Annotated in this window: 30 protein-coding genes and 1 tRNA gene; 15 read left to right on the top strand and 16 right to left on the bottom strand. The window is 57.7% G+C overall.

Annotation, left to right across the window (positions count from 1 at the left end; genetic code table 11):
• Positions 1–302: 302 nt before the first annotated feature.
• The 5 genes from BOP96_RS19595 to BOP96_RS19575 form a co-directional block, all read right to left on the bottom strand.
• Positions 303–668, bottom strand: a complete 366-nt coding sequence (locus BOP96_RS19595; RefSeq protein WP_073453754.1) for a PA0613 family protein — start codon at positions 666–668, stop codon at positions 303–305.
• The gene (locus BOP96_RS19590; protein WP_073453752.1) at positions 661–2,877 is read right to left on the bottom strand and encodes a VapE domain-containing protein; all 2,217 of its coding nucleotides are present in this window, start codon (positions 2,875–2,877) and stop codon (positions 661–663) included. The genes BOP96_RS19595 and BOP96_RS19590 overlap by 8 nt, the downstream gene beginning before the upstream one ends.
• Positions 2,867–3,094 (bottom strand): TraR/DksA family transcriptional regulator, encoded by a 228-nt coding sequence (locus BOP96_RS19585; protein ID WP_073453750.1) that lies wholly within the window; start codon positions 3,092–3,094, stop codon positions 2,867–2,869. The genes BOP96_RS19590 and BOP96_RS19585 overlap by 11 nt, the downstream gene beginning before the upstream one ends.
• Entirely contained in the window at positions 3,087–3,605 is a 519-nt protein-coding gene (locus tag BOP96_RS19580; protein ID WP_072446455.1) for a phage regulatory CII family protein, read from the bottom strand. Before BOP96_RS19580 ends, BOP96_RS19585 begins: the two co-directional genes overlap by 8 nt.
• 328 nt (positions 3,606–3,933) lie before the next feature.
• Positions 3,934–4,194, bottom strand: a complete 261-nt coding sequence (locus tag BOP96_RS19575) for a hypothetical protein (protein ID WP_073453748.1) — start codon at positions 4,192–4,194, stop codon at positions 3,934–3,936.
• 78 nt (positions 4,195–4,272) lie between these two features.
• On the opposite strand from BOP96_RS19575, the gene BOP96_RS19570 reads away from it, so the two are divergent.
• Positions 4,273–4,998 (top strand): LexA family protein, encoded by a 726-nt coding sequence (locus tag BOP96_RS19570; RefSeq protein WP_073453747.1) that lies wholly within the window; start codon positions 4,273–4,275, stop codon positions 4,996–4,998.
• 11 nt (positions 4,999–5,009) lie between these two features.
• Here the strand turns inward: BOP96_RS19570 and BOP96_RS19565 are convergent, their stop codons facing one another.
• Complete coding sequence (locus BOP96_RS19565) at positions 5,010–5,375, bottom strand: hypothetical protein (RefSeq protein ID WP_073453745.1); 366 nt, start codon at positions 5,373–5,375, stop codon at positions 5,010–5,012.
• Positions 5,372–5,815, bottom strand: coding sequence for a hypothetical protein (locus BOP96_RS19560; RefSeq protein WP_073453743.1), 444 nt, complete (start codon positions 5,813–5,815; stop codon positions 5,372–5,374). The genes BOP96_RS19565 and BOP96_RS19560 overlap by 4 nt, the downstream gene beginning before the upstream one ends.
• Before the next feature lie 189 nt (positions 5,816–6,004).
• On the opposite strand from BOP96_RS19560, the gene BOP96_RS30130 reads away from it, so the two are divergent.
• From BOP96_RS30130 to BOP96_RS19515, 11 genes are all read left to right on the top strand, one after another.
• Positions 6,005–6,181 (top strand): hypothetical protein, encoded by a 177-nt coding sequence (locus BOP96_RS30130; protein ID WP_175562999.1) that lies wholly within the window; start codon positions 6,005–6,007, stop codon positions 6,179–6,181.
• A complete protein-coding gene (locus BOP96_RS19555; RefSeq protein WP_073453741.1) occupies positions 6,178–6,768 on the top strand; it encodes a hypothetical protein in 591 nt (196 codons plus the stop codon). Before BOP96_RS30130 ends, BOP96_RS19555 begins: the two co-directional genes overlap by 4 nt.
• A gap of 9 nt (positions 6,769–6,777) precedes the next feature.
• Positions 6,778–7,062, top strand: a complete 285-nt coding sequence (locus BOP96_RS19550) for a phage antirepressor KilAC domain-containing protein (RefSeq protein ID WP_073453740.1) — start codon at positions 6,778–6,780, stop codon at positions 7,060–7,062.
• On the top strand, positions 7,049–7,267 hold the full coding sequence (locus tag BOP96_RS29280) for a hypothetical protein (RefSeq protein WP_138726232.1): 219 nt from the start codon (positions 7,049–7,051) through the stop codon (positions 7,265–7,267). Before BOP96_RS19550 ends, BOP96_RS29280 begins: the two co-directional genes overlap by 14 nt.
• Complete coding sequence (locus BOP96_RS19545) at positions 7,218–7,544, top strand: pyocin activator PrtN family protein (protein ID WP_073453738.1); 327 nt, start codon at positions 7,218–7,220, stop codon at positions 7,542–7,544. Before BOP96_RS29280 ends, BOP96_RS19545 begins: the two co-directional genes overlap by 50 nt.
• A 47-nt stretch (positions 7,545–7,591) precedes the next feature.
• A complete protein-coding gene (locus BOP96_RS19540; protein ID WP_073453736.1) occupies positions 7,592–7,990 on the top strand; it encodes a hypothetical protein in 399 nt (132 codons plus the stop codon).
• Positions 7,987–8,529: a phosphohydrolase gene (locus BOP96_RS19535; protein ID WP_073453733.1), complete on the top strand. Its 543-nt coding sequence runs from the start codon at positions 7,987–7,989 to the stop codon at positions 8,527–8,529. The genes BOP96_RS19540 and BOP96_RS19535 overlap by 4 nt, the downstream gene beginning before the upstream one ends.
• On the top strand, positions 8,526–9,011 hold the full coding sequence (locus BOP96_RS30595) for a hypothetical protein (RefSeq protein ID WP_238346856.1): 486 nt from the start codon (positions 8,526–8,528) through the stop codon (positions 9,009–9,011). The genes BOP96_RS19535 and BOP96_RS30595 overlap by 4 nt, the downstream gene beginning before the upstream one ends.
• Positions 9,008–10,840, top strand: a complete 1,833-nt coding sequence (locus BOP96_RS19525; protein ID WP_238346855.1) for a DNA cytosine methyltransferase — start codon at positions 9,008–9,010, stop codon at positions 10,838–10,840. Before BOP96_RS30595 ends, BOP96_RS19525 begins: the two co-directional genes overlap by 4 nt.
• 166 nt (positions 10,841–11,006) lie before the next feature.
• A complete protein-coding gene (gene xisR, locus BOP96_RS19520) occupies positions 11,007–11,222 on the top strand; it encodes an excisionase family protein (protein ID WP_032892978.1) in 216 nt (71 codons plus the stop codon).
• Positions 11,219–12,436, top strand: a complete 1,218-nt coding sequence (locus BOP96_RS19515) for an Arm DNA-binding domain-containing protein (protein WP_073453731.1) — start codon at positions 11,219–11,221, stop codon at positions 12,434–12,436. Before xisR ends, BOP96_RS19515 begins: the two co-directional genes overlap by 4 nt.
• A gap of 41 nt (positions 12,437–12,477) precedes the next feature.
• Here BOP96_RS19515 and BOP96_RS19510 read toward each other — a convergent pair whose 3' ends face one another.
• The 6 genes from BOP96_RS19510 to dapA form a co-directional block, all read right to left on the bottom strand.
• Complete coding sequence (locus BOP96_RS19510; RefSeq protein ID WP_175562998.1) at positions 12,478–13,014, bottom strand: YfbU family protein; 537 nt, start codon at positions 13,012–13,014, stop codon at positions 12,478–12,480.
• Positions 13,015–13,280: 266 nt separating this feature from the next.
• Positions 13,281–13,370, bottom strand: a tRNA-Ser gene (locus BOP96_RS19505).
• A gap of 83 nt (positions 13,371–13,453) precedes the next feature.
• Positions 13,454–14,167 carry a phosphoribosylaminoimidazolesuccinocarboxamide synthase gene (gene purC, locus BOP96_RS19500; RefSeq protein ID WP_073453728.1) on the bottom strand — a complete coding sequence of 238 codons (714 nt, stop codon included), beginning with the start codon at positions 14,165–14,167 and terminating at the stop codon, positions 13,454–13,456.
• A gap of 27 nt (positions 14,168–14,194) precedes the next feature.
• Entirely contained in the window at positions 14,195–14,953 is a 759-nt protein-coding gene (locus BOP96_RS19495; protein WP_014717370.1) for an MBL fold metallo-hydrolase, read from the bottom strand.
• 4 nt (positions 14,954–14,957) lie between these two features.
• On the bottom strand, positions 14,958–16,073 hold the full coding sequence (bamC, locus tag BOP96_RS19490) for an outer membrane protein assembly factor BamC (protein ID WP_014717369.1): 1,116 nt from the start codon (positions 16,071–16,073) through the stop codon (positions 14,958–14,960).
• 17 nt (positions 16,074–16,090) lie between these two features.
• Entirely contained in the window at positions 16,091–16,969 is an 879-nt protein-coding gene (gene dapA / locus BOP96_RS19485; protein WP_073453726.1) for a 4-hydroxy-tetrahydrodipicolinate synthase, read from the bottom strand.
• A gap of 262 nt (positions 16,970–17,231) precedes the next feature.
• On the opposite strand from dapA, the gene BOP96_RS19480 reads away from it, so the two are divergent.
• Both BOP96_RS19480 and BOP96_RS19475 read left to right on the top strand, forming a co-directional pair.
• Positions 17,232–17,792, top strand: a complete 561-nt coding sequence (locus BOP96_RS19480; RefSeq protein ID WP_003189463.1) for a glycine cleavage system protein R — start codon at positions 17,232–17,234, stop codon at positions 17,790–17,792.
• Between the two features lie 14 nt (positions 17,793–17,806).
• On the top strand, positions 17,807–18,280 hold the full coding sequence (locus BOP96_RS19475) for a peroxiredoxin (RefSeq protein ID WP_014717367.1): 474 nt from the start codon (positions 17,807–17,809) through the stop codon (positions 18,278–18,280).
• A gap of 19 nt (positions 18,281–18,299) precedes the next feature.
• On the opposite strand, the gene BOP96_RS19470 is transcribed toward BOP96_RS19475, so the two are convergent.
• Positions 18,300–18,539, bottom strand: a complete 240-nt coding sequence (locus BOP96_RS19470) for a sulfurtransferase TusA family protein (protein WP_014717366.1) — start codon at positions 18,537–18,539, stop codon at positions 18,300–18,302.
• Between the two features lie 95 nt (positions 18,540–18,634).
• Here BOP96_RS19470 and BOP96_RS19465 point away from each other — a divergent pair, with 95 nt between their 5' ends.
• Positions 18,635–20,068 carry a M48 family metalloprotease gene (locus BOP96_RS19465; RefSeq protein ID WP_003189458.1) on the top strand — a complete coding sequence of 478 codons (1,434 nt, stop codon included), beginning with the start codon at positions 18,635–18,637 and terminating at the stop codon, positions 20,066–20,068.
• A gap of 68 nt (positions 20,069–20,136) precedes the next feature.
• Here the strand turns inward: BOP96_RS19465 and BOP96_RS19460 are convergent, their stop codons facing one another.
• Together BOP96_RS19460 and BOP96_RS19455 are read right to left on the bottom strand one after the other, a co-directional pair.
• Positions 20,137–21,573, bottom strand: coding sequence for a DegQ family serine endoprotease (locus tag BOP96_RS19460; RefSeq protein ID WP_014717365.1), 1,437 nt, complete (start codon positions 21,571–21,573; stop codon positions 20,137–20,139).
• A 233-nt stretch (positions 21,574–21,806) separates the two neighbouring features.
• Positions 21,807–22,766: a MucB/RseB C-terminal domain-containing protein gene (locus BOP96_RS19455; RefSeq protein WP_014717364.1), complete on the bottom strand. Its 960-nt coding sequence runs from the start codon at positions 22,764–22,766 to the stop codon at positions 21,807–21,809.
• Between the last annotated feature and the right edge of the window lie 10 nt (positions 22,767–22,776).

Raw genomic sequence — 22,776 nt, 5'->3', positions numbered from 1 at the left:
TGTCCTGCCTGTCCCACTATTCAGAATCGAAGTAGGACAGCTACAGGCGCCTAAATTCGGGGCTTCGCCCAACTGTCCTACCTTATTTAACTTTCTCTTGTGTATAGAGAGAAAGCTAAAAGCACGCGTGCGCGCCATGGGCGCGATTACGTGCCCGCTATACTCATGTGTGCGTGGGGCGGGTGAAGGTTGGACGGTAGGACAGCCCAGTATCGGCGCGGCCTGCGCCTGTCCAACTGCGCTAAATGCGAGTCGGACAAGGCCGGACAGTAGGACAGAGGCACGCGAAGTGACGCCGAGGGTCATGCAGCTTTCCCCATCAGCATCCCTTGAATGAACACATGGGCGTCATGGAGTCGTATGTAATAGGTTCTTGAGCTGCAGGCGCAGTGCAACAGCTTCTGCGAGAGAAAGCTTTCATGGTTGCAGTAGTGCTCCCAAACGACCAGGGCAAGACGGGGCGGCAGGTGCTTCTTGACGATCAGCTCGATATCCACCGATTCATCCAGCAGCACCCGACTGCCGCGAGTGCCGCGTATCAGCTCACCCTTGCACTCCATCAGCATAGCGATCATGTTGCCGCCACTCGGCCCGCCAGTGTTCTCCGGCAAAGGCGAATGCAGATCCTGCGCCCACAGCTTGAGCATCTCGTCGATTCGCTTAATCAAAGCAAGGCTCCTCCACCACGGTCTGCTGCAATGCAGACCCGCGCCCCCAAGTCGCCGGCTTCTGATAGGACCAGGGCCGAACACCGCTCTTGGCCAACGCCGGCATACGCTTCTTCCGCCATCCCAGCCGATGCATGATCGCCCCGACCCGCATCTGTTCGGGCTTGCCCCAATGGCCGAAGTCCAGCTTCAACGCTTGGCTCAAGATCTCGTTGCCGGTGGCGGTTTCGCCGATCTGCGACTCCTCCAACCAGGTCAGAATCGGACCTTCCCACTCATCAACCACAAAGCGTTCGTCCTGGGCCTCCGTGAACATCCGGGTTTCATCCTTGGTCACCCACCAGATATCGCCCGCCTCAAAGCAGAACAGCGCCTCAGCCCAAAGCTGGTCGCGGATCTCGCGCAGTTTCTCCAGATCGACCTTGTTACAGAACACGGGCCAGTAACGACGGTTGCCTGTGGCGTCCTTAAGGTATTCCTCTTGGTTGGTAGTACCCACGAACACACACTGGCGTGGCACGTCGTTCGTTCTGCGGCCGTAGCTCTCGCGGTAGGTGTCGGTGGACGCGGAAAAAAACTGCTTGGCCTTGGTGCTTTCAGCCTTGTTGAAGCTGTCCAATTCCCCCAGCTCGACTATCCACTTGCCACGAATGGCCTGGAAACTGTCCTTGTCGCCGAGGGCAAAGGGCGTGTCCATAAACCACTCGCCGCCGAGGACGCCCATGGCGGTGGACTTGCCTTCACCCTGCCCGCCTTCGAGGATCATCACTGAGTCGGCCTTGCAGCCCGGGCGCATCACACGAGCAACCGCCGAGATCGGCCAGCGCTTTCCGACCTTGGCGGAGTACTCCGTAGGCTGGACGCCCAGCACATCGGTCAGCCAGGTTTCCAGCCGGGGCACGCGGTCCCATTTTAGTTTCTCCAGGTACTCGCGCACCGGGTGAAAGGAATGGTCGTGGGCAACAACGCTGACCGCCTCGATCACATGAGAGGCTTTGACCCGCAGGTTGTATTGCTGCGCGAGCCACTTCATCACTCGCATGTCATCAATGTCGGCCCAATCACCGGCACCACCGCCAAAGGGCGCTGACCGCAGCTTGACGATCTTGGAGCTGAACACGCTGTAACCGATGACGCCGGCCCAGCGTTCGTCATTGCCCAGGATCAGTTCGACGTTTTGCATGTGCGCGATCAGGGAGCCGTTTTCGGTACGAGCAAGCTGGTCCTTCCAACCACCAGCTGCAGGAGGCTTGACGACCGCCAGCACCTGGCGGCGGACAGCCTCCAATCCTTCGGCGATGTGCAGGTCGTTGAAATCGGTCCACTTGATTTCACGTTCGCCGGAGAAGACGGGGGCGACTACCTGGCCACCAACAATCAGTGCGGCGTTGCTGGCCTTCTCTTCGCCGGGGTTCCAAGGATCACCGTTATGGCGTTTGGTCTTCCAGTCATCATCACGACAAATGATCAGCGGGCAACCCGGGAAGCGCTCGCGCATGGCCTTGGAGACTGGCAACAGGTTGCCCGCATCGAAGGCGATAGCGACCGTCAGCGAAGTCGCCATGTGCAGGCTGGCGCCCGTGGCGTAACCCTCACACACCAGCACTGGCTCACCCGGTTCAGGGTGCGGGCCGATCAAGTGAAAGGCACCCTCTTTCGACATGCCGTAGGGCCAGTAGGCCTTGTCACGCCCGGTGTCTTCCTGCTTTGCCGGGAAGATCACCTGCAGGCCGACGATCTGATCGCGCACGTTGCACATAGGCACCAAAAACGCGCCGGTACGTGGCGCATAGCGAACCTTGAAGCCGACGATTTGCTTTCGATCCAGGTAGGCGCTCTTACCCTTCTCGGGCATGCGCTTGAACAGAGCCGCTGCACGGCTGGCCGCTCGACGTGAGGCATTCGCCGCGACCTCGGCAGCCTTACGCTTGGCCTCTTCCTGGCGAGCGCGCATGACTTCGCGTTCCTCAGGGCTCATACGCCCGGCCTTGACCTTGATCTTCTGAGACTCACCGGACCGCCAATCACCGAAGCTGCCGAAGATCAACGTTCCGTTCTTCTCGGTGACATGCTCGTGGACCACGTACCAGCCGTTTTTTTCCTTGCCCTTGTCCTGGGAGGTTTTGCAACGGGTCAGCTTGCCGAACACCAAGGGTTGATCAGGATCCAAGCCGTAATCAGAGAATTGATTGAGTACCTCATCGAGCATGGCGGGCCTTCCTGGCTTCGTCGATGGACTGGCAGGTCACACACTGGGTGCAACCAGGGATCGCAACACGGCGTGCCAACGGGATCGGCGTGTCGCAGCTTTCGCAGAACATGAACGAATGTGCAGCGGTGGCCGTTTTATTCGCATTGCGCGCTGCAAGGGCCTGATCCATCCGCTCTTGCACCAGGTCGTTGGCAAAATCGATAACGTCAGCCACGGTCAGTACCCCGCGTAGTCTGGTTTACGTATGTGGCCCGGTTGAGCATCCCCAACAGCCCCTGAATACCGCGAAACACCTGCAGGCGAATCTCGGCCAGTTCCTGATCGCTGACGACACCGTCGCCAATGCTTTTGGCCCACGTATCAGCCAAATCAGCCACCTGACGGAAATACGAGGCGATACCCGTGGTGAGGGTCTCGGGCATGTCACTGGTATAGGTTTCAGCCAGCTCCTGCCATGTGGTATCGCCGACCAGGGCATGCACCGCATCAAGAATGCGGCGGTCCTTGGTCAGTTCGAGGATCTCGCCGAACTCCTGGATGTTCACGGTGTGAGACGGATGGGTGGGAGACAGCTTGTGTTGGAGCGTGGTGGCGTTGCGGCCGGTGGTGGCGGCGATTGCAGCGGCACCGCCGGGATAGTCCCGTGCGGCGTGGTACAGGGCTAATTCGAGCGTCAGGACTTCCCTTTGCGCTCGATCAACACAGCTTAAAGCTATTCGGCTCATGGCATTATTCCTACAAGGTTGCCAGTGCCCCGCGACATGCAGTGGTGGTACATTTGCCGCGTGGCTTGAAAGGGCCCAAAACGCCGGCTAGATCTAGGGATCGAACCGGCACCGTGCCGAGGCGAACAATCCGTTGTTCACCTCTGGCGCAACAGCTGCCCAATCTGTGGTGGAAAAGGCAGCAACCCAAGACATCCGTGTCTTGGTAGCGCGGTAAAGAGAGGTGGTTTGCATGTGGTGTGCCCGCAACTCTTTATCGCGACCCGACAGCACTGTGGTGGTGTGTGCCGGGAGGAACTGGGCGGCCCTTGGGTCGCCTTTTTTCTGTCTACGCTGCAGCTTTTTGCGGGGCCGATGCGTTAAGCAGCCAGGCAGCGTCAAACGCGTTGCCCTTTTGCTTTGCAGCGTTCGCCAAAAGTGCGGCGTATTGGGTTTCACCGGTGTAATCGGTGCGGGGAAGACTGGCAGCCAAGCGCCATTTATTGAGCGCTTGATAGCTCCTTTCACACACCTTGGCGGCGGCACCGATGCCGCCTACTGCTTGAAATGCAAACGCGATGGCGTTCGGAAAATCGGCGGGGTCCAACATGGCAACCTCCATTTATCAACTCGCGGTTGATATTAACATCAACTGACTATTGCGCAAGCCCTATGAGAGTATCAACTCATGGTTGATAAGAATGAGTTACGGGCAGCTTTCACGGCGCGCCTTCACGAAGCACTCGACGATGCCGGTGTACGCACCCGAGGGCGTGGAGTGGATATTCATAAACATCTGAAAAGTCTTGGGGTTAGCAAGAGCCCCCAGGCTATCAGCAAGTGGTTGAATGGCGACGCTATACCTGAGGCCGACAGCATGGCTGTTTTGTGCTCGTGGCTGAAGGTGCGAAGGGAGTGGCTGGAATACGGTGTACTACCCAAAGATCATACGGGTAACAGTAATGTCCACCAGTTGAGTACGCGAATCGACAGCAATATTCGAGAGGTTACGCGACCTTTTGAAAAGGTCCCGCTGATTTCGTGGGTACAGGCCGGCGCATGGTGTGAGTCAAATTTTGAGCAGCATGACGGTGAGTCATGGCTATCCTGCCCAGTTCCAATAAGTAAGAGCGGTTATGCGCTTAAAGTGCTCGGCGATTCTATGACGAATCCTGGACCAGGTCGTAGCTATCCAACTGGATGCATTATATTTGTAGATCCAGAAGCGGAGGCTAAAACCGGGGATAGAGTTATAGCTCGGGTTCCCCGAACTAACGAGGCCACTTTTAAAATACTAGTAGAAGATGCTGGGCGGCAATTTTTGAGGCCTATAAATCCTCAATACCCAATAATTGACATTACTGAAGAAACTCATATTTGCGGAAAAGTGGTGGGATCATTCATACCTGAATGATCCCATCAAGATCAAAAAGGCCCAGTTGCGATAATTTCGTCAAGGACACTATCCATATTCCACTTCTTAGCTTTAAGGACCGCATATAAATCAGCGAAGCTCTCTTTAGCTTCCTTGGTTCCAATATCTCTTACTCGGTATACAACCATATCGATGTCGTCGGGCCACTCCTCGGGTGGTATCGAAGCCAAATTATTTATATCAGACCTTCCGGGATAATAGAAAAGGACATATCCCTCACCTCCATTCATCATCGACCATTTATGCTTTCCATCATATAGAAAGAAAAGCTCGCCATCACCTCCACCATCGACGACGCCAGAGATTTTGTCTTTCTCCGTGATCATGACATTGACTGCGATTACAATTTTGCTCATGTTCGCCCTCCAACAATCTCATCGATAACTTGAATATTAAGATGTCTGATCTTTTCTCTAATTTCGCTAACCAAAGCTCTTTTCATTGGCTCTGTAATTTTTTTACCTTTATCGCTTTTGGTAATAACACCCTCAATCAATATTACTTGCTCGGCCATGATCACCTTGAGTTTATCATTCCCTCTAACCTGACCTAGAAACTCATGCAATATATTCATTATCACGAGATTCTCTTCCTCATCGGTTGCCGAGTATTCATTAATACGATCAAGCTTTTCCTTTAATTCTGTCAAAGACAACTGATATGAGTAATTTAACAATAAAGAAAATACCGATGCGATCGCATCGCGCTTAAATATAAAAAGATATATTGCGATTGCGGATGCACCGATCGTGAAAATATCAGCGAACAACCCAACGATTTCTATGATTTGCTTCAAGCCCCCTCCCCTCCGTAGCAGCGAATTCCGCTTTTTAGATCCACTAAGCGCAGTGGGCGCGTGACTTGATAGCAGATTGCTCTCCCTTGGGCAAGATCGGGGGGCCTGATGAAATCAACTACCAGTTGACATAAATCAACCAGTGGTTGATATTCGCTTCACTCTTCCACCACAGAGCGAGGCAAAATCATGCACACCACAGCCACCCTGCACGTCCACCCGGCCGTTGCAAACCCCTTCCGCATCTTCGAGATTCGCCGCCTGGCGCAAGATTGCGGCTGCACCTTCATCGCGTCCAAACCCAAGCTGAAACAGCGCACTGCGCCCGCACCGCTCGATCCTAACGGCGGAGGGCGCGCAGCATGAGCAAGTTCAAACTCGACAACCGAACGCTTGCCCTGCTGCATGCCCAGGTCAATCTCAGCGAGACGTTCAATCACACGTTGCGCACCACACCACGGCGCGATGTGCTGGCTTTCCGCCTGAAAGTCGAACGCAGCAAAGCCGACACGCACTTCACCGTTGAACTGGGCACCGAACGCCACACGCTGACCCTGACCAACAGCAAAAAAATGCACCTCAAACTGGCCGACTTCATCGAAGAAATTGCCAACGGCCCGGTCGATCCCGGCACAACGCCCGAATCACCGCCGACTCTCCACGCAAACCGCCGCTATGGCGCGTTTGATGTTGAACACAAGCAACAAGTGTTCGAGCTGGTACGCACCGGTGGCGCGATCAGTCTCGATCTGGGCTTCGAGCAGCCCATTTACCTGGCTGTTCATCGCAACAAAACCCGCTCGGGCATCACCACCATCATGGGCATCGGCGTGAAGTCTCCGCGCACGAAGTGCTTCACGGTATACGGGACCGACGTCGAGCTGTACGGCATGGTCGTCGAATCCATCAACCACTTGGCCGCAGCAGCGACACCTGCCGCGCACGCAGCGTAGGAGGCCGTGATGGAACGTAGCCTGGAAAAAGCCGCCAAGTACTTCGGCCTCACCCGCCCAAAGCTGATCGCGCTCATGCGTGAAAAGTGCTTGCTCAACGACCGCAACTTGCCGGCGTTCCCCGTCCGTGACCGTGAGTACCTGCGGATCAAGAACGGCAACTGGTACCACGAGACTGCCGGCATGCAGTACAGCCAATCGACCAAGATCCGGCAAGCCGGCATGCCCTGGCTCGCCGAGCAACTGGGGCTCGAACTGCCAGCCATCCCGGCAGACAACCGTGACGTGGCCTAGGGAGTACGCCCGCCAGATCGTCGCCATGCGCACACGCGAGGAGCGCAACGCCGCGCTCCTCGAAGTGCCGGAGCATCTGCGGGAGCTGACCAAGCGCCATTGCCTGAATGCCTGGAACCATCCATCACGACTCAAACGCAAGGAGGCCGAGATCCATGAGCAACACCAATCAAACACCGCTGCGGCTGCAACCGGCGCCGGATAGCGCGACCGTCGAGATGCTGCATCAACTCTTCGGCGACGTGCTTATCCCACTGGAAAAGCTGCGCGTGCACTACTTCAAGAACCTCAATGAAAAGACATTCATCGAGGCGATCAACGCCGGTCGCATCCAACTGCCGGTGACCACTCTGGACCACAGCGCCAAGGCATTGAGGTACGCCCACATCAAACACGTAGCCGCCCTGATCGACATCCGCGCTTACCGAGCAGATGAAGACATGCCGCGTCCAGAAACCGACTCAACCGAGCAAGGCCAGTAACCCCCAACGGCTGCCACCACCAGCCAACAACACCAGGAGCACACCACATGACTGCAATTCAAATATACGCACTGATCAGCATCGTTATCGCGCTTGGGATCATCTACTGGGTCGGCTACAAGGGCGGCTTAACGGATGGTCGAGCTGAGGGCTATGAGGATGGCCACGCTCAAGGCTTCATGGATGGGATGGACCAGGGCGAGTCAGCAAGCGCTACCGAACTTGAGCAAGTCACCGAACGATGCCGGCGCCTGCAACTTATCTTGGATCTTCAACCACAAGATCGACTCACCCTGTTAGCCATCGCCGAAAAGCTGAAGCTTGCGGCTGACACCTTCCGAGCAGTGAGATCCGAGAGCCAGGCAACGCAAGCACTAGCCTTACGCGACAAGGCTCTGAGCATGGCTGCCCTGATGGATCCGTTCACGCTGGAGGATGCAGCATGAACTTCATCTTCACCTTCACCGGCAAGCACTTCAACGTCTATGAGCCTGAAGTCGACATGATCGACCCACGGGACATATCGCACTCTTTGGCCCAACTGTGTCGGTTCAACGGCCACACTCGCGAGTTTTACAGCGTGGCACAACACAGCTGCATCGTCGCCGAGCTGGTGCCGGAAGAACACAAGTTGGCGGCCCTGCTCCACGATGCGACCGAGGCGTACCTGGGCGATATGACCCGGCCACTCAAACAGTGGATGCCCGACTACCGAGGATTTGAGGACGTCGTGTGGGGACGCATCTGTGAGCGCTTCGACCTGGCCTTCGATCTACACGCATGCATACACCAGGCTGACCTGATTGCGCTGGCCACCGAGCGCCGCGACCTCATGCCAACCGATCCGGCTATCTGGGATTGCTTGATCGGCGTCGAGCCCATGGCTGAAACCATTCGCCCATGGCCTGCCGCAGAAGCACGCAACACCTACCACCAGCGCCTGATGGACCAACTCGCTATTGAACACCGGAGGAAAGCGGTATGAAGAACCACCAGAACAACGCCAATGCCCTGCCCGCTTTGCTCCGCACTGCCAGCAGCGTCAACACGCTAGAAACAAACAGTCTCTGCTGCGCAGCAGCAGCAGGCATTATTGCTCCTTTCAGCGCCACTGCCGAGGCACTTATACCCCACGAAAAGCTGCGCGGGGCAGCGCTCGCTGATGCAACGCTAAACGCTCAGACACGCCCGCTCGCGCAGCCTGTCGTGGGGTATACGCCCGTCTCAAGGCCTGCGGATTACTTAACAGAAGCAAGCCCAGGCCGGATGTATCTACCTGACGACATCACTGATACCCAGCTAATTGACTGGCTGGATCACCGAGGAAGCTTTTGGTGTGAGTTCGAAACCAGCCAAATCAGCTTCCCGCATGAGGAGGCTGATACCGAAGGCTATTCGCACATTCGCGCCGCGCTGCTCGAGGCTTACCAACAGGATCAGGCCAAACTGGCAGGAGGTGTCGCGTGACTGCCTTCCAGTCGCAACTCTCGCCAGATTGCGCAGGCACTACCCACCTGCGTTTGCGTAGATCCAAGCGCACCGGCAAGGCCGAAAGGGAAGTTTTCAAATCAACCCCGATCACCAGCGCAGTCCACACTCAGTTCGGACTCAACCTGGTAGGCGGCATTCGCGTTGATCTCTTCGCCGGCGGCGGTGGCGCAACCATGGGCCAGGAGATGGCAACCGGCATGCCGGTAGATATTGCGATCAACCACGACCCCGATGCGATCAGCATGCATAAGCGCAATCACCCGAGCGCCGAACACTACATCACCGATGTGTATGAGATATGCCCACGCAAGGCCACCCGTGGCCGGCCTGTGCTGCACCTGCACGCCAGCCCCGAATGCACCCACCACAGCCTCGCGGCCGGCGGCCAGCCGCGCAGTACCACCAGCCGCTCGCTGTCTTGGGTAGTCATCAAATGGGCGGGACAGGTACGCCCGCAGATGATCACCATGGAGAACGTGATGCAGGTGCTCCAGTGGGGACCGCTAATCGCCAAGCGCTGCCCAACCACAGGCAGGGTCATATGCCGCGACCTGCGTGTTGCCGATGTCGGCGAGCGGGTGCCGGTGCAAGACCAGTACCTGATACCCGACCCGAAACGCAAAGGCCAAACCTGGCGCCGGTTCGAATCGATTCTGAGCAGCATGGGCTATGACCTGCGCCACGGGAAGCTGAAAGCCAGTGACTTCGGCGCCGGAACATTGCGCGAGCGTCTTTACCTGGTGGCCCGCTGCGACGGCAAGCCACTTCAATGGCCCGAGCCTACCCATGCGAAGGCACCAGCAAAGGGACAGAAGCCACAGCTCACCGCTGCCAGTAGCATTGATTGGTCTATCCCCTGCCCCAGCATCTTTCTCGACAAGGAAGAAGGCCGCGCGGCTGGTGTGCGCCGCCCGCTGGTCAACAAGACCATGGAGCGTCTGCGCAAGGGCGCCAAGCGCTATGTGATCGATCACGCAGACCCTTTCATCGTCAGCGTCAACCACTCGGGCAGCGACGACTCGCGCGTTCACTCAGTCGACATCCCTACGAAAACCATCACTGGCTCCCATGGGTTCGCGCTGGTCACCCCAACGCTTGCCCCCTTCATCACCGAGCATGCCAACGGCAGTAGCCAGCGCAACATGCCCGGCGACTCGCCGTTGCGCGCCATCTGCGCAAATGTCAAAGGTGGACACTTCGCCCTGACCGTCGCCTACCTGGCTCAACACAACGGCGGCTACAACGTCCCCCCCGGGCACCACCCGAGCAAGCCCCTGACTGCGATCACCACAAGCGGCAGCCAGCAGAACGTGGTCACAGCACACCTGTGCACGCTCCGCAGAAACTGCGTTGGTCAGCCCATGGATGGCCTGTTGCCGACCATCACCGCCGGCGCCGAGCACCACGCCTTGGTCGAGTACACCCTGGCGCCGGAATACCAGGAGGGTGCAATGCGCGTAGCCGCGTTCCTGATGGGTTATTACGGCACCGATAACATCTACGACCTGCGCGACCCAGCAGCGACCATCACAACCCGGGATCGCCTGGCGCTTGTAACCGTCACGATCAAGGGCACCCCTTATGTGATCGTCGATATCGGCATGCGAATGCTCACCCCACGCGAGCTGTATCGCGCCCAAGGCTTCCCCGATAACTACGTCATCGACGTGGGGCACGACGGCCGCAGGTTCACCAAGCGCGCCCAGGTGCGGATGGTCGGCAACTCCGTCTCACCTCAGCCGATGGCCGCACTGATTCGGGCAAACATGAGCGAGACCGTCACCGAACAGCTGGAGGCCGCATGACAGCCCTTCACCGAACAGTCCGAATGCGCCAAGGACAGATGGCCCCACTCGACCTATGCACCATATGTGACAAGTGCAACAAGTCACGAGCCCATGGCAACCACCAAAAATGCAGCAAGCAGCGTCAAGCCGAAAGCATCGCTCGGCGCGCTGGGGAGATAGCACAATGAGCGCAGCAGAGAAACTCGACTTCCACATCACACCAGGCGCCTGGTTTCGGCAGGATCTGTTATATCCGGTCTTCGGACTATCCACCGAGGCGGTTCGCAAATACCGCACACGGGGTCTGTGGCTAGAAGGAAAGCACTGGCGTTATGACCCGGCCAACGTAATCGTCTACAACCGTGCCGCCATCGAGCGCTGGATGGAAGGACAGCCATGATCGACAAGATGCCGACAGGCGTTGAGATGAACGGCAAGCAGCTACGCATCTGGTTCATCTTCAACGGCCAACGGTGCCGGGAACCCCTGGAAGGGATCTCGAAAGTAAACAAGGCAGCGATCGCCTATGCCGACAACAAGCGGCGCACCATTCTCGCGGAAATCAAAGAGGGCCGCTTCGACTATGCGGCTCACTTTCCCAACTCGCCAAGGGCCGCCATGTTCACTGGAATCGGCGGCCCTTCGCTCAAGCGCACTGTAAAGGAAGGCATTGAGCGCTGGCTGGAGGTTCAGCGCGCGCTTAAAGCGTCGAGCACTGTCATCAACTACGTGAGCAAGGCTGCGCACGTAGAAAAGAAGTTCGGCAAACGTCGAATCGTCGACATCAGCAAGAGCGACATTGAGCTGTTTCAAGCACAACTGCTCAAGCAGGGCCTGGCCCCGAAGACAGTAAACGACATTTTCACCGTCGTTCGTGGTGTGTGGGCGGACGCCTTCGGCGACGGCATCCTGAAGGCCAACCCACTCGACAGGATCAGTAACGTCGGATCGGATGTCGACCTGGAGCATGCCGACCCCTTCAGTCGCACCGAGATCGAACTGATCGGCAAGACGGACCCCGACCGCCGGCCTGATACCAGGATGATTGAGTTCAACTGCTGGGCCGGGATGTCCCTTTCAGAGCTAATTGGGCTTGCCGCTGAAGATGTTGACCTGGATGCCGGCCTGGTGCACGTACGACGTGCATTGGTCGTGGGCGAGTTCAAAGTCCCCAAAGAGCGCTCCAGGGTTCGAGTCATCGAGCTTATAGATCCGGCCCTAGCACTGATGCGGGAGATAGTTGCCGCCGCCAAGGACGCGGTAGCCGAGGAAATCACCGTTATCCAGCGCGACAACATCACGTCCAAGAAGATGAAGGTCAGGTTCCTTTTCCGCAGCTCGACCAGTGGTTTACTCTGGAACGGCAAAACGCTGAGCAACTGGTTCACTGCCCATCTGAAAAAAGCAGAGGTTCGCCACCGAGGTGCCAACCAATGCCGCCACACGTTTGCCAGCCAAATGCTGTCGAGCTATGTTCCGGTCGAATGGGTGGCGAGGCAACTAGGGCACGCCGATACAACTATGGTGCGAAAGCATTACGGGAGGTGGATTCCAAAGGACACCAAGAGCATGGCTGGAATTGTGTCAAAGATGCTTGGATTTCGTGAAAACTAACGACATGCCCACGTAAAAGGTGGGCATGACGCTTTTCGTTTTCAGCGGTTACTTGGATGAACTGCAGCCTGTAATACGGCAACAATCTCATGCGGCCCCATTAGACGGTTTATGAGTTGCGCTCGTATTGGTTTAAACACTTCATACATCCGCGCATACATTTCGACTACTGGGCTGTGCGAGTTCAAAGTGGCGACATCTTTCATAGATTCGAAGCGATCCAGATCATTCACTAGGTAACGAACAGCCCGTCTGTATTCAAGTTCGTTATTGCCGTCATACCCCCGGAATTCAACCAGGGAAGACGCGTGAGGCACCTCACCTTCGACTGTTGCCTGGTCAGCGGGAGAAAGTCTCTCGAAGCTATCTCGTAGAAACGAATACATGTCCAGGGTATCAACGACTGCCGTAACATGAGGCGGGTTATGGCTTTGCTCGTCTTTAATATCGTATGCCCAATCGAGAACCCATAAGTCATTCGATGCAATGGCACTGCTTACGAGATCTGGATCAAAGCCGTCGATCCCGAGCTTCTTGTAGATCGCGCAAAGCATCTGCACTGTGAGCTGTTCAATCACTGTAGGTTGCATTTCCTTGCCTCTGAGAGTGGATGCGCTGGATCCAGCTCATTCGATCAATGAAAAGGGATCCGAAACAAGCATAGTGACAAACGGCCACCAATGCCGCCCCATATGCAGACGCAACCTCTAGGAGACGTAAAATGCGGGCCCTGAGCGGTATAACAGCTCCGTTTCTTGCCCTAAAAATGCCCTAACCCAAACGCCGTAAACGAAAAAGCCCCCGTGATCATAAATGATTACGGGGGCTTCATCTTGTTCAATAATGGCGGAGAGATAGGGATTCGAACCCTAGGTACCGGTGAAGGTACAACGGATTTCGAATCCGTCCCATTCGGCCACTCTGGCATCTCTCCAACGGCGCGCATCATAACAGTGTGTTTCGCGGAAGCAAACCCCAAAGGTGATTTTTTTCCGTTCTATCAGATGCTTGCGTCGATTACAGCGGTACGCCGAGACGATTGGCGACTTCTTCGTAAGCTTCGATCACGTCACCGAGGCCCTGGCGGAAGCGGTCTTTGTCCATCTTCTTCTTGGTGTCCTTGTCCCACAGGCGGCAGCCGTCCGGGCTGAATTCGTCGCCCAGGACGATGGAGCCGTCGTGGAATACGCCGAATTCGAGCTTGAAGTCCACCAGCAACAGGCCGGCGTCGTCGAACAGCTTGGTCAGCACGTCGTTGACCTTGAGGGACAACTCCTTCATGCGCGCCAGTTGCCCAGCTGTACCCCAGCCGAACGCCACGACGTGGGATTCGTTGATGAACGGGTCGCCCTTGGCGTCGTCCTTCAGGAACAGTTCGAACGTGTAAGGGTTGAGCTTGAGGCCCTCTTCCACGCCCAAGCGCTTGACCAGGCTGCCGGCGGCGTAGTTGCGCACGACGCATTCCACCGGGATCATGTCGAGCTTCTTGACCAGGCACTCGTTGTCGCCCAGCAGTTTGTCGAATTGGGTCGGGATACCGGCCGCTTCGAGCTTCTGCATGATGAAGGCGTTGAACTTGTTGTTCACCATGCCTTTGCGATCCAGTTGTTCGATGCGCTTGCCGTCGAACGCCGAGGTGTCGTTGCGAAACAGCAGGATCAGGCGGTTGGCGTCGTCGGTCTTGTACACCGACTTGGCTTTGCCGCGGTAGAGTTCTTCACGTTTTTCCATGATGGGCTCCGCTTTGAGTAAGGTGGGCTAGGCGATGTGTCGCCAGTCGAGCCCTGAATCTTGATCGGCCAGTTGCAGCCAGTCCGGGTCGCACCCTAGGGTGTCGACAAAACATTGCCGGGCAAGCGTCGGCAGGTTGTTCTTGCTGCTGAGGTGAGCCAGGACCAGATGTTGCAGGTCTTGCCAGCCCAACTCGTACACCAGGTATGCGGCCTGGTGGTTGTTCAAATGTCCCAGCTCGCCGCCCACCCGTTGCTTGAGAAAGTAAGGGTAATGACCGCGTGCCAGCAGGTCTCGGCAGTGGTTGGACTCGATCATCAAGGCATCGAGGTCCCGGTAACCCTCCAGCACCTTGGCGCAATAAGAACCCAGGTCGGTGAGCACACCGAAGCGCCGCTCACCGTCACTGAATACGTATTGCGTCGGCTCCTGGGCATCGTGGGCAACCGCGACGACATTGATGCTCAGGGCACCGATTTGCAGTTGCTCGCCACCAGCCAGAAAACCTGCCGGCTCGATGGGTTTGCGCATCCCGCGCAACGTGCCACGGCTCATGTACACCGGCAGATTGTAGCGCCGAGACAGTAAACCCACGCCATGCACGTGGTCGGCATGTTCGTGGGTCACTAGAATCGCGCTCAACTGCGCCGGGTGAACACCGAGGCGCAGCAGGCGTCGCTCGGTTTCTCTTAACGAGAAACCACAATCGACCAGCACATACGTGTCATCGTGGGCGACCAGCGTACCGTTCCCTTGGCTACCGCTGCCGAGAACGGCAAAACGCATCGGATCAGCCCAGGTTGTCTTGAATCACGCCCAACACTTTGCGCGCTGTTTCAGCTGGCGCGACGGTGTTGATGTTCTTCTCGACGGTGACTTGCACGCTTTCGCCCACCTTGCTCAAACGAACCTGGTAACGCTCGGCACGGGTTTCGATCTCTTCCTTGGTCGGCGCGCTGCCGAACAATTTGCCGAAGAAACCTGGCTCGTCGTCCTTCTTCTCAGCCTTTTCAGCCACGTTGATGTAGTACAGGCCCAGGCTGCGGTTGATGTCTTCAACGCGCCAAGGGCCCTGCTCCAACGCGCGGCCAACACTGGCCCAGGCACGGTCGAGGTCTTCACCCAGGTTCAGCACGACGTTGCCACTGCCGTCTTCGGTGAGGCTGACGCGGCTAGGGGTGTCGTAATCACGGGCGGCGAGCAAGGATACGGAACCGCCCTTCTCGGAAATACGGCTCATGCTGGCGAGCATTTCGTCGACCAGCGCGGCGTCAACACCCGTGTTGACCGAACGTGGAGTGAAATCGACGTTGGCTGTGCTGCCTGCAGGACGCTCGGCGCTGACCACATAGACTTCGCTGGTGTTGCGCTGCACGCCTGGCTCGATGCGCACACGCACACGAGCTTCGCTGTCGGCGGCAACACCGCCCGCCAGCAGGCGCTGGGCCATGTTGGCGGACAGCTCGCGACCTTGCTGCCACGCGGTGGTGAACTCACCGGTCTGCGGGCGTTGCTGGTCGATGCTAAAACCGTTGTCCTGGAAGAACTGCACCGCCACCGGCCAGACCTCGGCAGGCGGACGCTGAGCCACGATCCAACGATTGTCGCCGCTTTTTTGCAGGCTGTAGTCGCTGGCATCGGCCACGGACATAATCGGCTGTGGGCGTGGCACTACGTACTCACCCTTGACCGTGTCGTCGGCAACGTTGCGTGGAATCGGCAGCAGCGGGTCAAGGCGCTTGGCGACATTGACATCAGGCGGCAGTTGCATCGGTTTGGTTGCTTGCGCTTCCAGGTAATCGCTGCCGCGGTCACGGAAGTAGCCTTCCGGGCCCCATACCCAACCGCAGCCACTGGTGCTGGAGATAATCAAGGCAAGTGCGGAAAGTCCGGCCAATCGCTTCATGCGTAGTGCTTCCTCAATTAAACCAGGACGCCGGACTGGCGCAGGGCCTGTCGCAGCGGTTCGTGACAGGCTTCGCTGAGGCGGGTGAGCGGCAGACGGATACCGTCCGGCATCAGGCCCATCTCAAACAGCGCCCACTTCACGGGAATAGGATTGGATTCGATAAACAGTGTCTTGTTGAGCGGCATCAGCTTCTCGTGGATCGCACGCGCGGTGGCTGCATCGCCCGCGATGGCGGCGGCACACATATCGCTCATGGCGCGCGGGGCCACGTTGGCGGTCACGGAGATGTTGCCCTTGCCACCCAGCAGGATCAGCTCGACAGCGGTGGCGTCGTCACCGGAATACACCAGGAAGTCGCTGCTCACGCCGGCCAGGATGTCCTTGGCGCGCTGCAGGTCGCCGGTGGCTTCCTTGATGCCGATGATGTTCGGCACGGTGGACAGGCGGATCACGGTCTCGGCCTTCATGTCGCACGCGGTGCGACCCGGTACGTTGTAGAGGATCTGCGGGATCTGCACGGCTTCGGCGATGGCTTTGAAGTGCTGGTACAAGCCTTCCTGGGTCGGCTTGTTGTAGTACGGAGTCACCAGCAGGCAAGCGTCGGCGCCGGCCTTCTTGGCGTTCTTGGTCAGCTCGATCGCTTCACGCGTCGAGTTGGCGCCCGTACCGGCAATCACGGCAATGCGGCCCGCTACGCGCTTGACCACGAATTCGATCACCTGGATGTGTTCTTCCACATCAAGGGTGGCCGATTCACCTGTGGTGCCGACCGCCACAATGGCGTTGGTGCCCTCTTGCAGGTGGAAGTCCACCAGTTTGCGCAGGCTGTCCCAGTCGAGACGACCTTGTGCATCCATGGGTGTGACCAGTGCCACCATACTGCCCGCAATCATGCAACCGCTCCTGCCGGAAAAAGAGAGCCGTAATGGTACTGGCGCCAAGATGCTTGTACAAGCGAAGTACCGCGTGAGGATGCGTTCTGGCGCAACTAAACGACGGGCAATGCCATCATTAGGCCAAAGCACCGCCCGAAGCGGGCTGATCACGCAATGAAAACGCCACCTCCTAGCCCTTGGCGACGCTTTTCGCTACCCTTGATCCTTTGATCGATACCGCCCACACGGTATCGACCGCTCATCGCTTTAGGAAGGCTGCATGTCCACCCCCACAGTTCGCGAACAATTCCTTGTTATCAGTGCCCTCGGCGCCAACCCCATGGAGCTGACCAACGTCCTGTGCCGCGCCAGCCATGAGAACCGCTGCGCCGTCGTGACCTCCCGCCTCACCCGCCATGGCGAGTGCAGTGCGCTGGTCCTGCAGATTTCTGGCTCCTGGGATGCCTTGGCGCGTCTGGAAACCGGCCTGCCAGGCCTGGCCAAGAAGCATGATTTCACCGTCAACGTGGTACGCAGCGCTGCCCTGGAAAACCGTCCCCAGGCCCTGCCTTACGTAGCCTATGTCAGCTCGGCCTACCGTTCGGACATCGTCAACGAGTTGTGCCAGTTCTTTATCGACCACAACGTCGAGCTGGAAAACCTGACCTGTGACACCTACCAGGCGCCACAAACCGGCGGCACCATGCTCAATGCCACCTTTACCGTGACCTTGCCGGCCGGTGTACAGATCAGTTGGTTGCGCGACCAGTTCCTGGATTTCGCCGATGCCCTGAACCTCGACGCCTTGATTGAGCCATGGCGCCCACAGAACCCAATGTAAGGAAGTACTTCTCTATGCCGGTAGCCATCGACACACCCGTGGCCGATTTCGAGGCCCAGGCCACCAGCGGCCAGACCTTCAGCCTTGCAGCCTTCAAGGGTAAGCAAGTGGTGATCTACTTTTACCCGAAGGACAGCACCCCTGGCTGCACCACCGAAGGCCAGGGTTTTCGTGACCAGTACGCCGCGTTCAAGGCCGCCAACACCGAAGTGTTCGGCGTGTCGCGTGACAGCGTGAAGTCCCACGAGAACTTCAAGGGCAAACAGGAATTTCCGTTCGAGCTGATCAGCGATAAGGACGAAGCGGTCTGCCAGCTGTTTGATGTAATCAAGTTGAAGAAGCTGTATGGCAAGGAATACCTGGGCGTGGATCGCAGCACCTTCCTGATCGACAGCCAAGGCGTCCTGCGTCAGGAATGGCGCGGCGTGAAAGTGCCGGGCCATGTTGATGCGGTTCTGGCGGCAGCGCAGGCGCTGAACAAGGCTTGATCTTGCCTCGATAAGGCCTTCAGGCCTTGCGCAACCAATAACGGTACACACCCTCGGCGGCGTCTTCATGCTCCAGGGTGTGGCCGGCCAGCTTGGCAAAGGTGCGAAAATCACGCTGGGAGCCGGCGTCGGTGGCAGTCACCTTGAGCACGGCACCACTGGCCATTTTATTGAGCTCCAGCTTGGCCTTGAGCAATGGTAAAGGGCAGTTCAGACCGCTGGCGTCGAGTTCGGCGTCACAGGCTACAGCGTCGGTCATGGTGTTACTCCAGGCAAACATTCAGGCTGCTTAGAATATCTGGTCCCAAGCTCAGTGTCCGGCTACAGTAAGCTCTTTGTCGAAAGGCTTTGTGCATGACTTTTTTGCGCCCTACCCTGCTGACGCTGGCCTGCCTGCTGGCCTCCCCGGCCTTCGCTGACGACCTGCCGTCACTTGGTGATGCCAGTTCTGCCATTGTCTCGCCGCAACAGGAATACCAACTGGGCCGCGCCTGGCTGGCCTACCTGCGCGGCCAGGTTTCGCAACTCAACGACCCGCAACTCAAGGATTACGTTGAAACCAGCGTGTACAAGCTGGTGGAGACCAGCCAGGTCAATGACCGGCGCCTGGAATTCATCCTGATCAACAGCCCACAGCTCAACGCCTTTGCGGCTCCCGGTGGGATCGTCGGGGTCAACGGCGGCCTGTTTCTCAATGCACAGACCGAAGGTGAATACGCGTCGGTACTGGCCCACGAACTGGCACACTTGTCCCAGCGCCACTTCGCCCGAGGCGTGGAAGCGCAATCACGCATGCAACTGCCGATGATGGCCGCCCTGCTTGGGGGCATTATCGCCGCTGCTGCGGGTGCCGGTGATGCCGGTATCGCCGCGATTGCCGGCTCACAAGCCGCCGCGATCCAGGAACAGCGCCGCTTCTCTCGCCAGAACGAGCAAGAGGCCGACCGCATCGGTATTCTCAACCTGGAGAAAGCCGGCTACGACCCGCGCTCCATGCCCACCATGTTCGAACGGCTGATGCGCCAATACCGCTTCGACGCCAAGCCGCCGGAATTCCTGCTGACTCACCCGGTAACCGAATCGCGTATCGCCGACACCCGCAACCGCGCCGAACAAGCCAAACCTGGCGGCAAGGAAGACAGCCTGCGCTATCAATTGATTCGCGCACGGGTGCAGCTCAAATACGAAGACACGCCAGGTCTGGCCGCCAAGCGCTTCCAGGCACAGCTGGATGAAAACCCTAAAAATGATGTAGCGCGTTATGGCCTGGCCATCGCCCAGATCAAGGGTACTCAACTCAAGGAAGCGCGGGAAAGCCTGGCGCCGTTGCTGGCCAAGGCGCCTAACGACATCACCTACAACCTGGCCCAAATCGAACTGGACATCACCAGCAACCGCATGCCGGATGCGCAGCAACGTACCGACCGCATGCTCACCCAGTACCCCAGCAACTATCCATTGAACCAGGTGCGGGTAGATCTGTTGCTTAAACAGAACCGTACCGCCGATGCAGAAAAGGCGCTGGACGGGCTACTCAAGTCGCGGCCGGACGATCCGGACGTGTGGTATCAGGTTGCTGAAACCCGCGGTTTGTCCGGCAACATTATTGGCCTGCATCAGGCTCGCGCTGAATATTTCGCATTGGTGGGGGATTTCCAACAAGCCATCCAGCAGTTGGACTTTGCCAAGCGGCGTGCTGGCAATAACTTCCCGCTGTCCTCGCGCATCGACGCCCGTCAGCGTGAGCTGATCGAACAGGAGCGCCTGGTGAAAGGCATGATGAGCTGAACCCGCCGCCCACAAAAAAGCCCCGCTGCCGTTAACCGGCAGCGGGGCTTTTTTATAGGTCTAGCGGATTACTCAGCCAGCTTGAAGGTGATGAAGCTGGCACGGCCTTGACGCAGGACGCGCATCGACACCGAGCGATTCTTCGGCAACGCCTTGGCGATGTCGGCGAACTCCTTGGTGGTATCGATTGCCTGGTTGTTCAAGTGGGTGATCACGTCACCCGGTTGCAGGCCGATCAAGGCGGCTGGGCCGTCCTGAACTTCCTTGATCACGACACCGCTTTGCAGGTCGAAGGTTTTCTTCTGTTCGGCGGTCAGTTCAACCACGGCGATACCCAGGCGGTTGCTGCTGCGTTCGGCACCTGGCTTGGCGTTGCCCAGGGCGTCCAGGGTCGCGCCTTCTTCCGGAATTGCCCCGACGGTCAGTTCGACGTTCTGGCGCTTGCCGTCACGAATCACTTCCAGCTTGGCTTTGCCGCCGGCCTTGAGCGCGCCGACCAAATGAGGCAAGTCTGCCGACATGATGATCGGCTGGCCGTTCATGCTCAGGATTACATCGCCCACTTTCAGGCCGCCTTTGGCCGCAGGGCCATTGTCCTGAATCTGCGCAACCAGGGCACCGGCCGGCTTGTCGAGACCGAAGGACTCAGCCAGGTCCTTGTTCACTTCCTGGATTACCACGCCCAACCAGCCGCGGCTGACCTTGCCGCCGCTTTTGAGCTGATTGGAGACATCCATGGCCACATCGATCGGGATCGCGAAGGACACGCCCATGAAGCCACCGGAGCGGGTGTAGATCTGCGAGTTGATCCCCACCACTTCGCCGGCCAGGTTGAACAGCGGGCCACCGGAGTTACCCGGGTTGATCGGCACGTCGGTCTGGATGAACGGTACGTAGTTTTCGTTTGGCAGGCTGCGACCGATGGCACTGACGATGCCTTGGGTAACGGTGTGGTCAAAGCCGAACGGTGAACCGATCGCGACCACCCATTGACCGGCTTTCAGGTCTTGAGACTTGCCCAGCTTAAGCACCGGCAAATCCTTGCCATCGATTTTGAGCAAAGCCACGTCGGAACGTGGATCGGTGCCAATCAGCTTGGCCTTGAGTTCACTGCGGTCGGCCAGGCGCACGAGAATCTCGTCGGCATCGGCAATCACATGGTTGTTAGTGAGGATGTAGCCGTCAGGCGAAATGATGAAGCCGGAGCCCAGGGACTGGGCTTCGCGCTGACCACCGCCACCACGGGGAGAGCGAGGTTGGGGCATCCCGCGTTCGAAGAACTCGCGCAACATGGGCGGCAAGCCTTCCAGGTCGGGCATCTGCTGGTTCGAGACTTTGCGATCCGGCAGCTTCTGCGTGGTACTGATGTTCACCACGGCAGGCGAGGCCTGCTCCACCAGCTGGGTGAAATCAGGCAGCTCGACCGCTTGCGCAGGTAAGGCCTGACCCAGCACCAGCACTGTGGCGACTATGGATAAGTAAGACTTCAAACGTGGTATCGACATACAGCTCCCGTTACGACGAGCAGGGTTAAGCGACAGGGTTCAATAAACGCCGGATACTGCGAGTGGCATTTTTGTTCCGCGAACAAACAAGGCCAGAGCCATCAAACCCTGACCTATAAAAAACATGGGAAGTTTTTGCAAGTGAAAATGCTGTCCAGAGATTTCATACGCCCAGCACCCAACGAAATTCGGGCCCAGATTGATAGACCAGGATGAACATAAGATTAACAATCTCAGGGCTTGGCGGCGGCTTTTTCACCACGCACCGACAACGCGATACGTTCAGCTGTGCCGATGGGAATTTCGCCCACCACCGTAACCATCATTTCGCCATCCACCGTATTCAATCGCCGGGATACTGCCACGGTCGGCCCAAGCTGAGCGCGGGTTTCATTTACATCAGCGCCATTGGCTGACTCAAGAAACACCGAAAAACGCGCGAGCCCATCGTCATACATCAGGCTGTCGACGGTAGATTTCGTTTGGGGATCTTTGCGCGTAGCGCTGCTGATCTGTTGGAAACCAGGCGGTAGCCAGTCCAGATGCCACTTTTGCGTGGCAGACATGTCAGGAGATTTAGCGGCGGACATTGTTACCGGCGAACAGTCGCTGCCGGGCTGCAAGCTCTGCTCAGAAGGAGTGGCCGAAGTATCCAGGCGGGTGAACTGAAAACGCTCCAGCAACTGCCCTTGGTCATTTAGCAGCAAGGACTTGAGCGGCAGCGCAGTTTCACGGTCCAAGTGTAATTCAAACCCATAACGGTAGGGGTCACGCGGGCTGATCGACACAATCACCGCATTACGACCGGCCACACGGGATTTGCCAATGACGGCCAGATCATAGAATGAAGTGAGTTTTTTTGGATCAAGAATACGCGAGGGTGCCTCAGGCGAATGACCGAGACCGGCAACCAACGTGCCACTGACACATTGTGCCCGACCATCAACCCTGACCGCTTCTTGGGCGGAGCCGTCAAGTTGCAACAATCGTTCACGGACATGACCATCCTGGACGCGGTGCCAGATGTCATGGGTTGAAAAACTGCCGTTACGTTCGTAGACAAACGTACCTTCGAAGCTTTGCTGCTGCTCTGCACGCCCAAGTCGAGTCAGCCAGTCTTGGGCTTCATCGGCATGGGCGGATAGTGCAAACCAACTACTGAGCAAAAGCGCAAGGAGCGGTATGGCGCGCATAGGGCTCCTT

The sequence above is a fragment of the Pseudomonas sp. FSL W5-0203 genome, from assembly GCF_001896155.1.
GTDB lineage: Bacteria > Pseudomonadota > Gammaproteobacteria > Pseudomonadales > Pseudomonadaceae > Aquipseudomonas > Aquipseudomonas paracarnis.
This window is presented reverse-complemented; position numbering and strand designations above follow the sequence as displayed.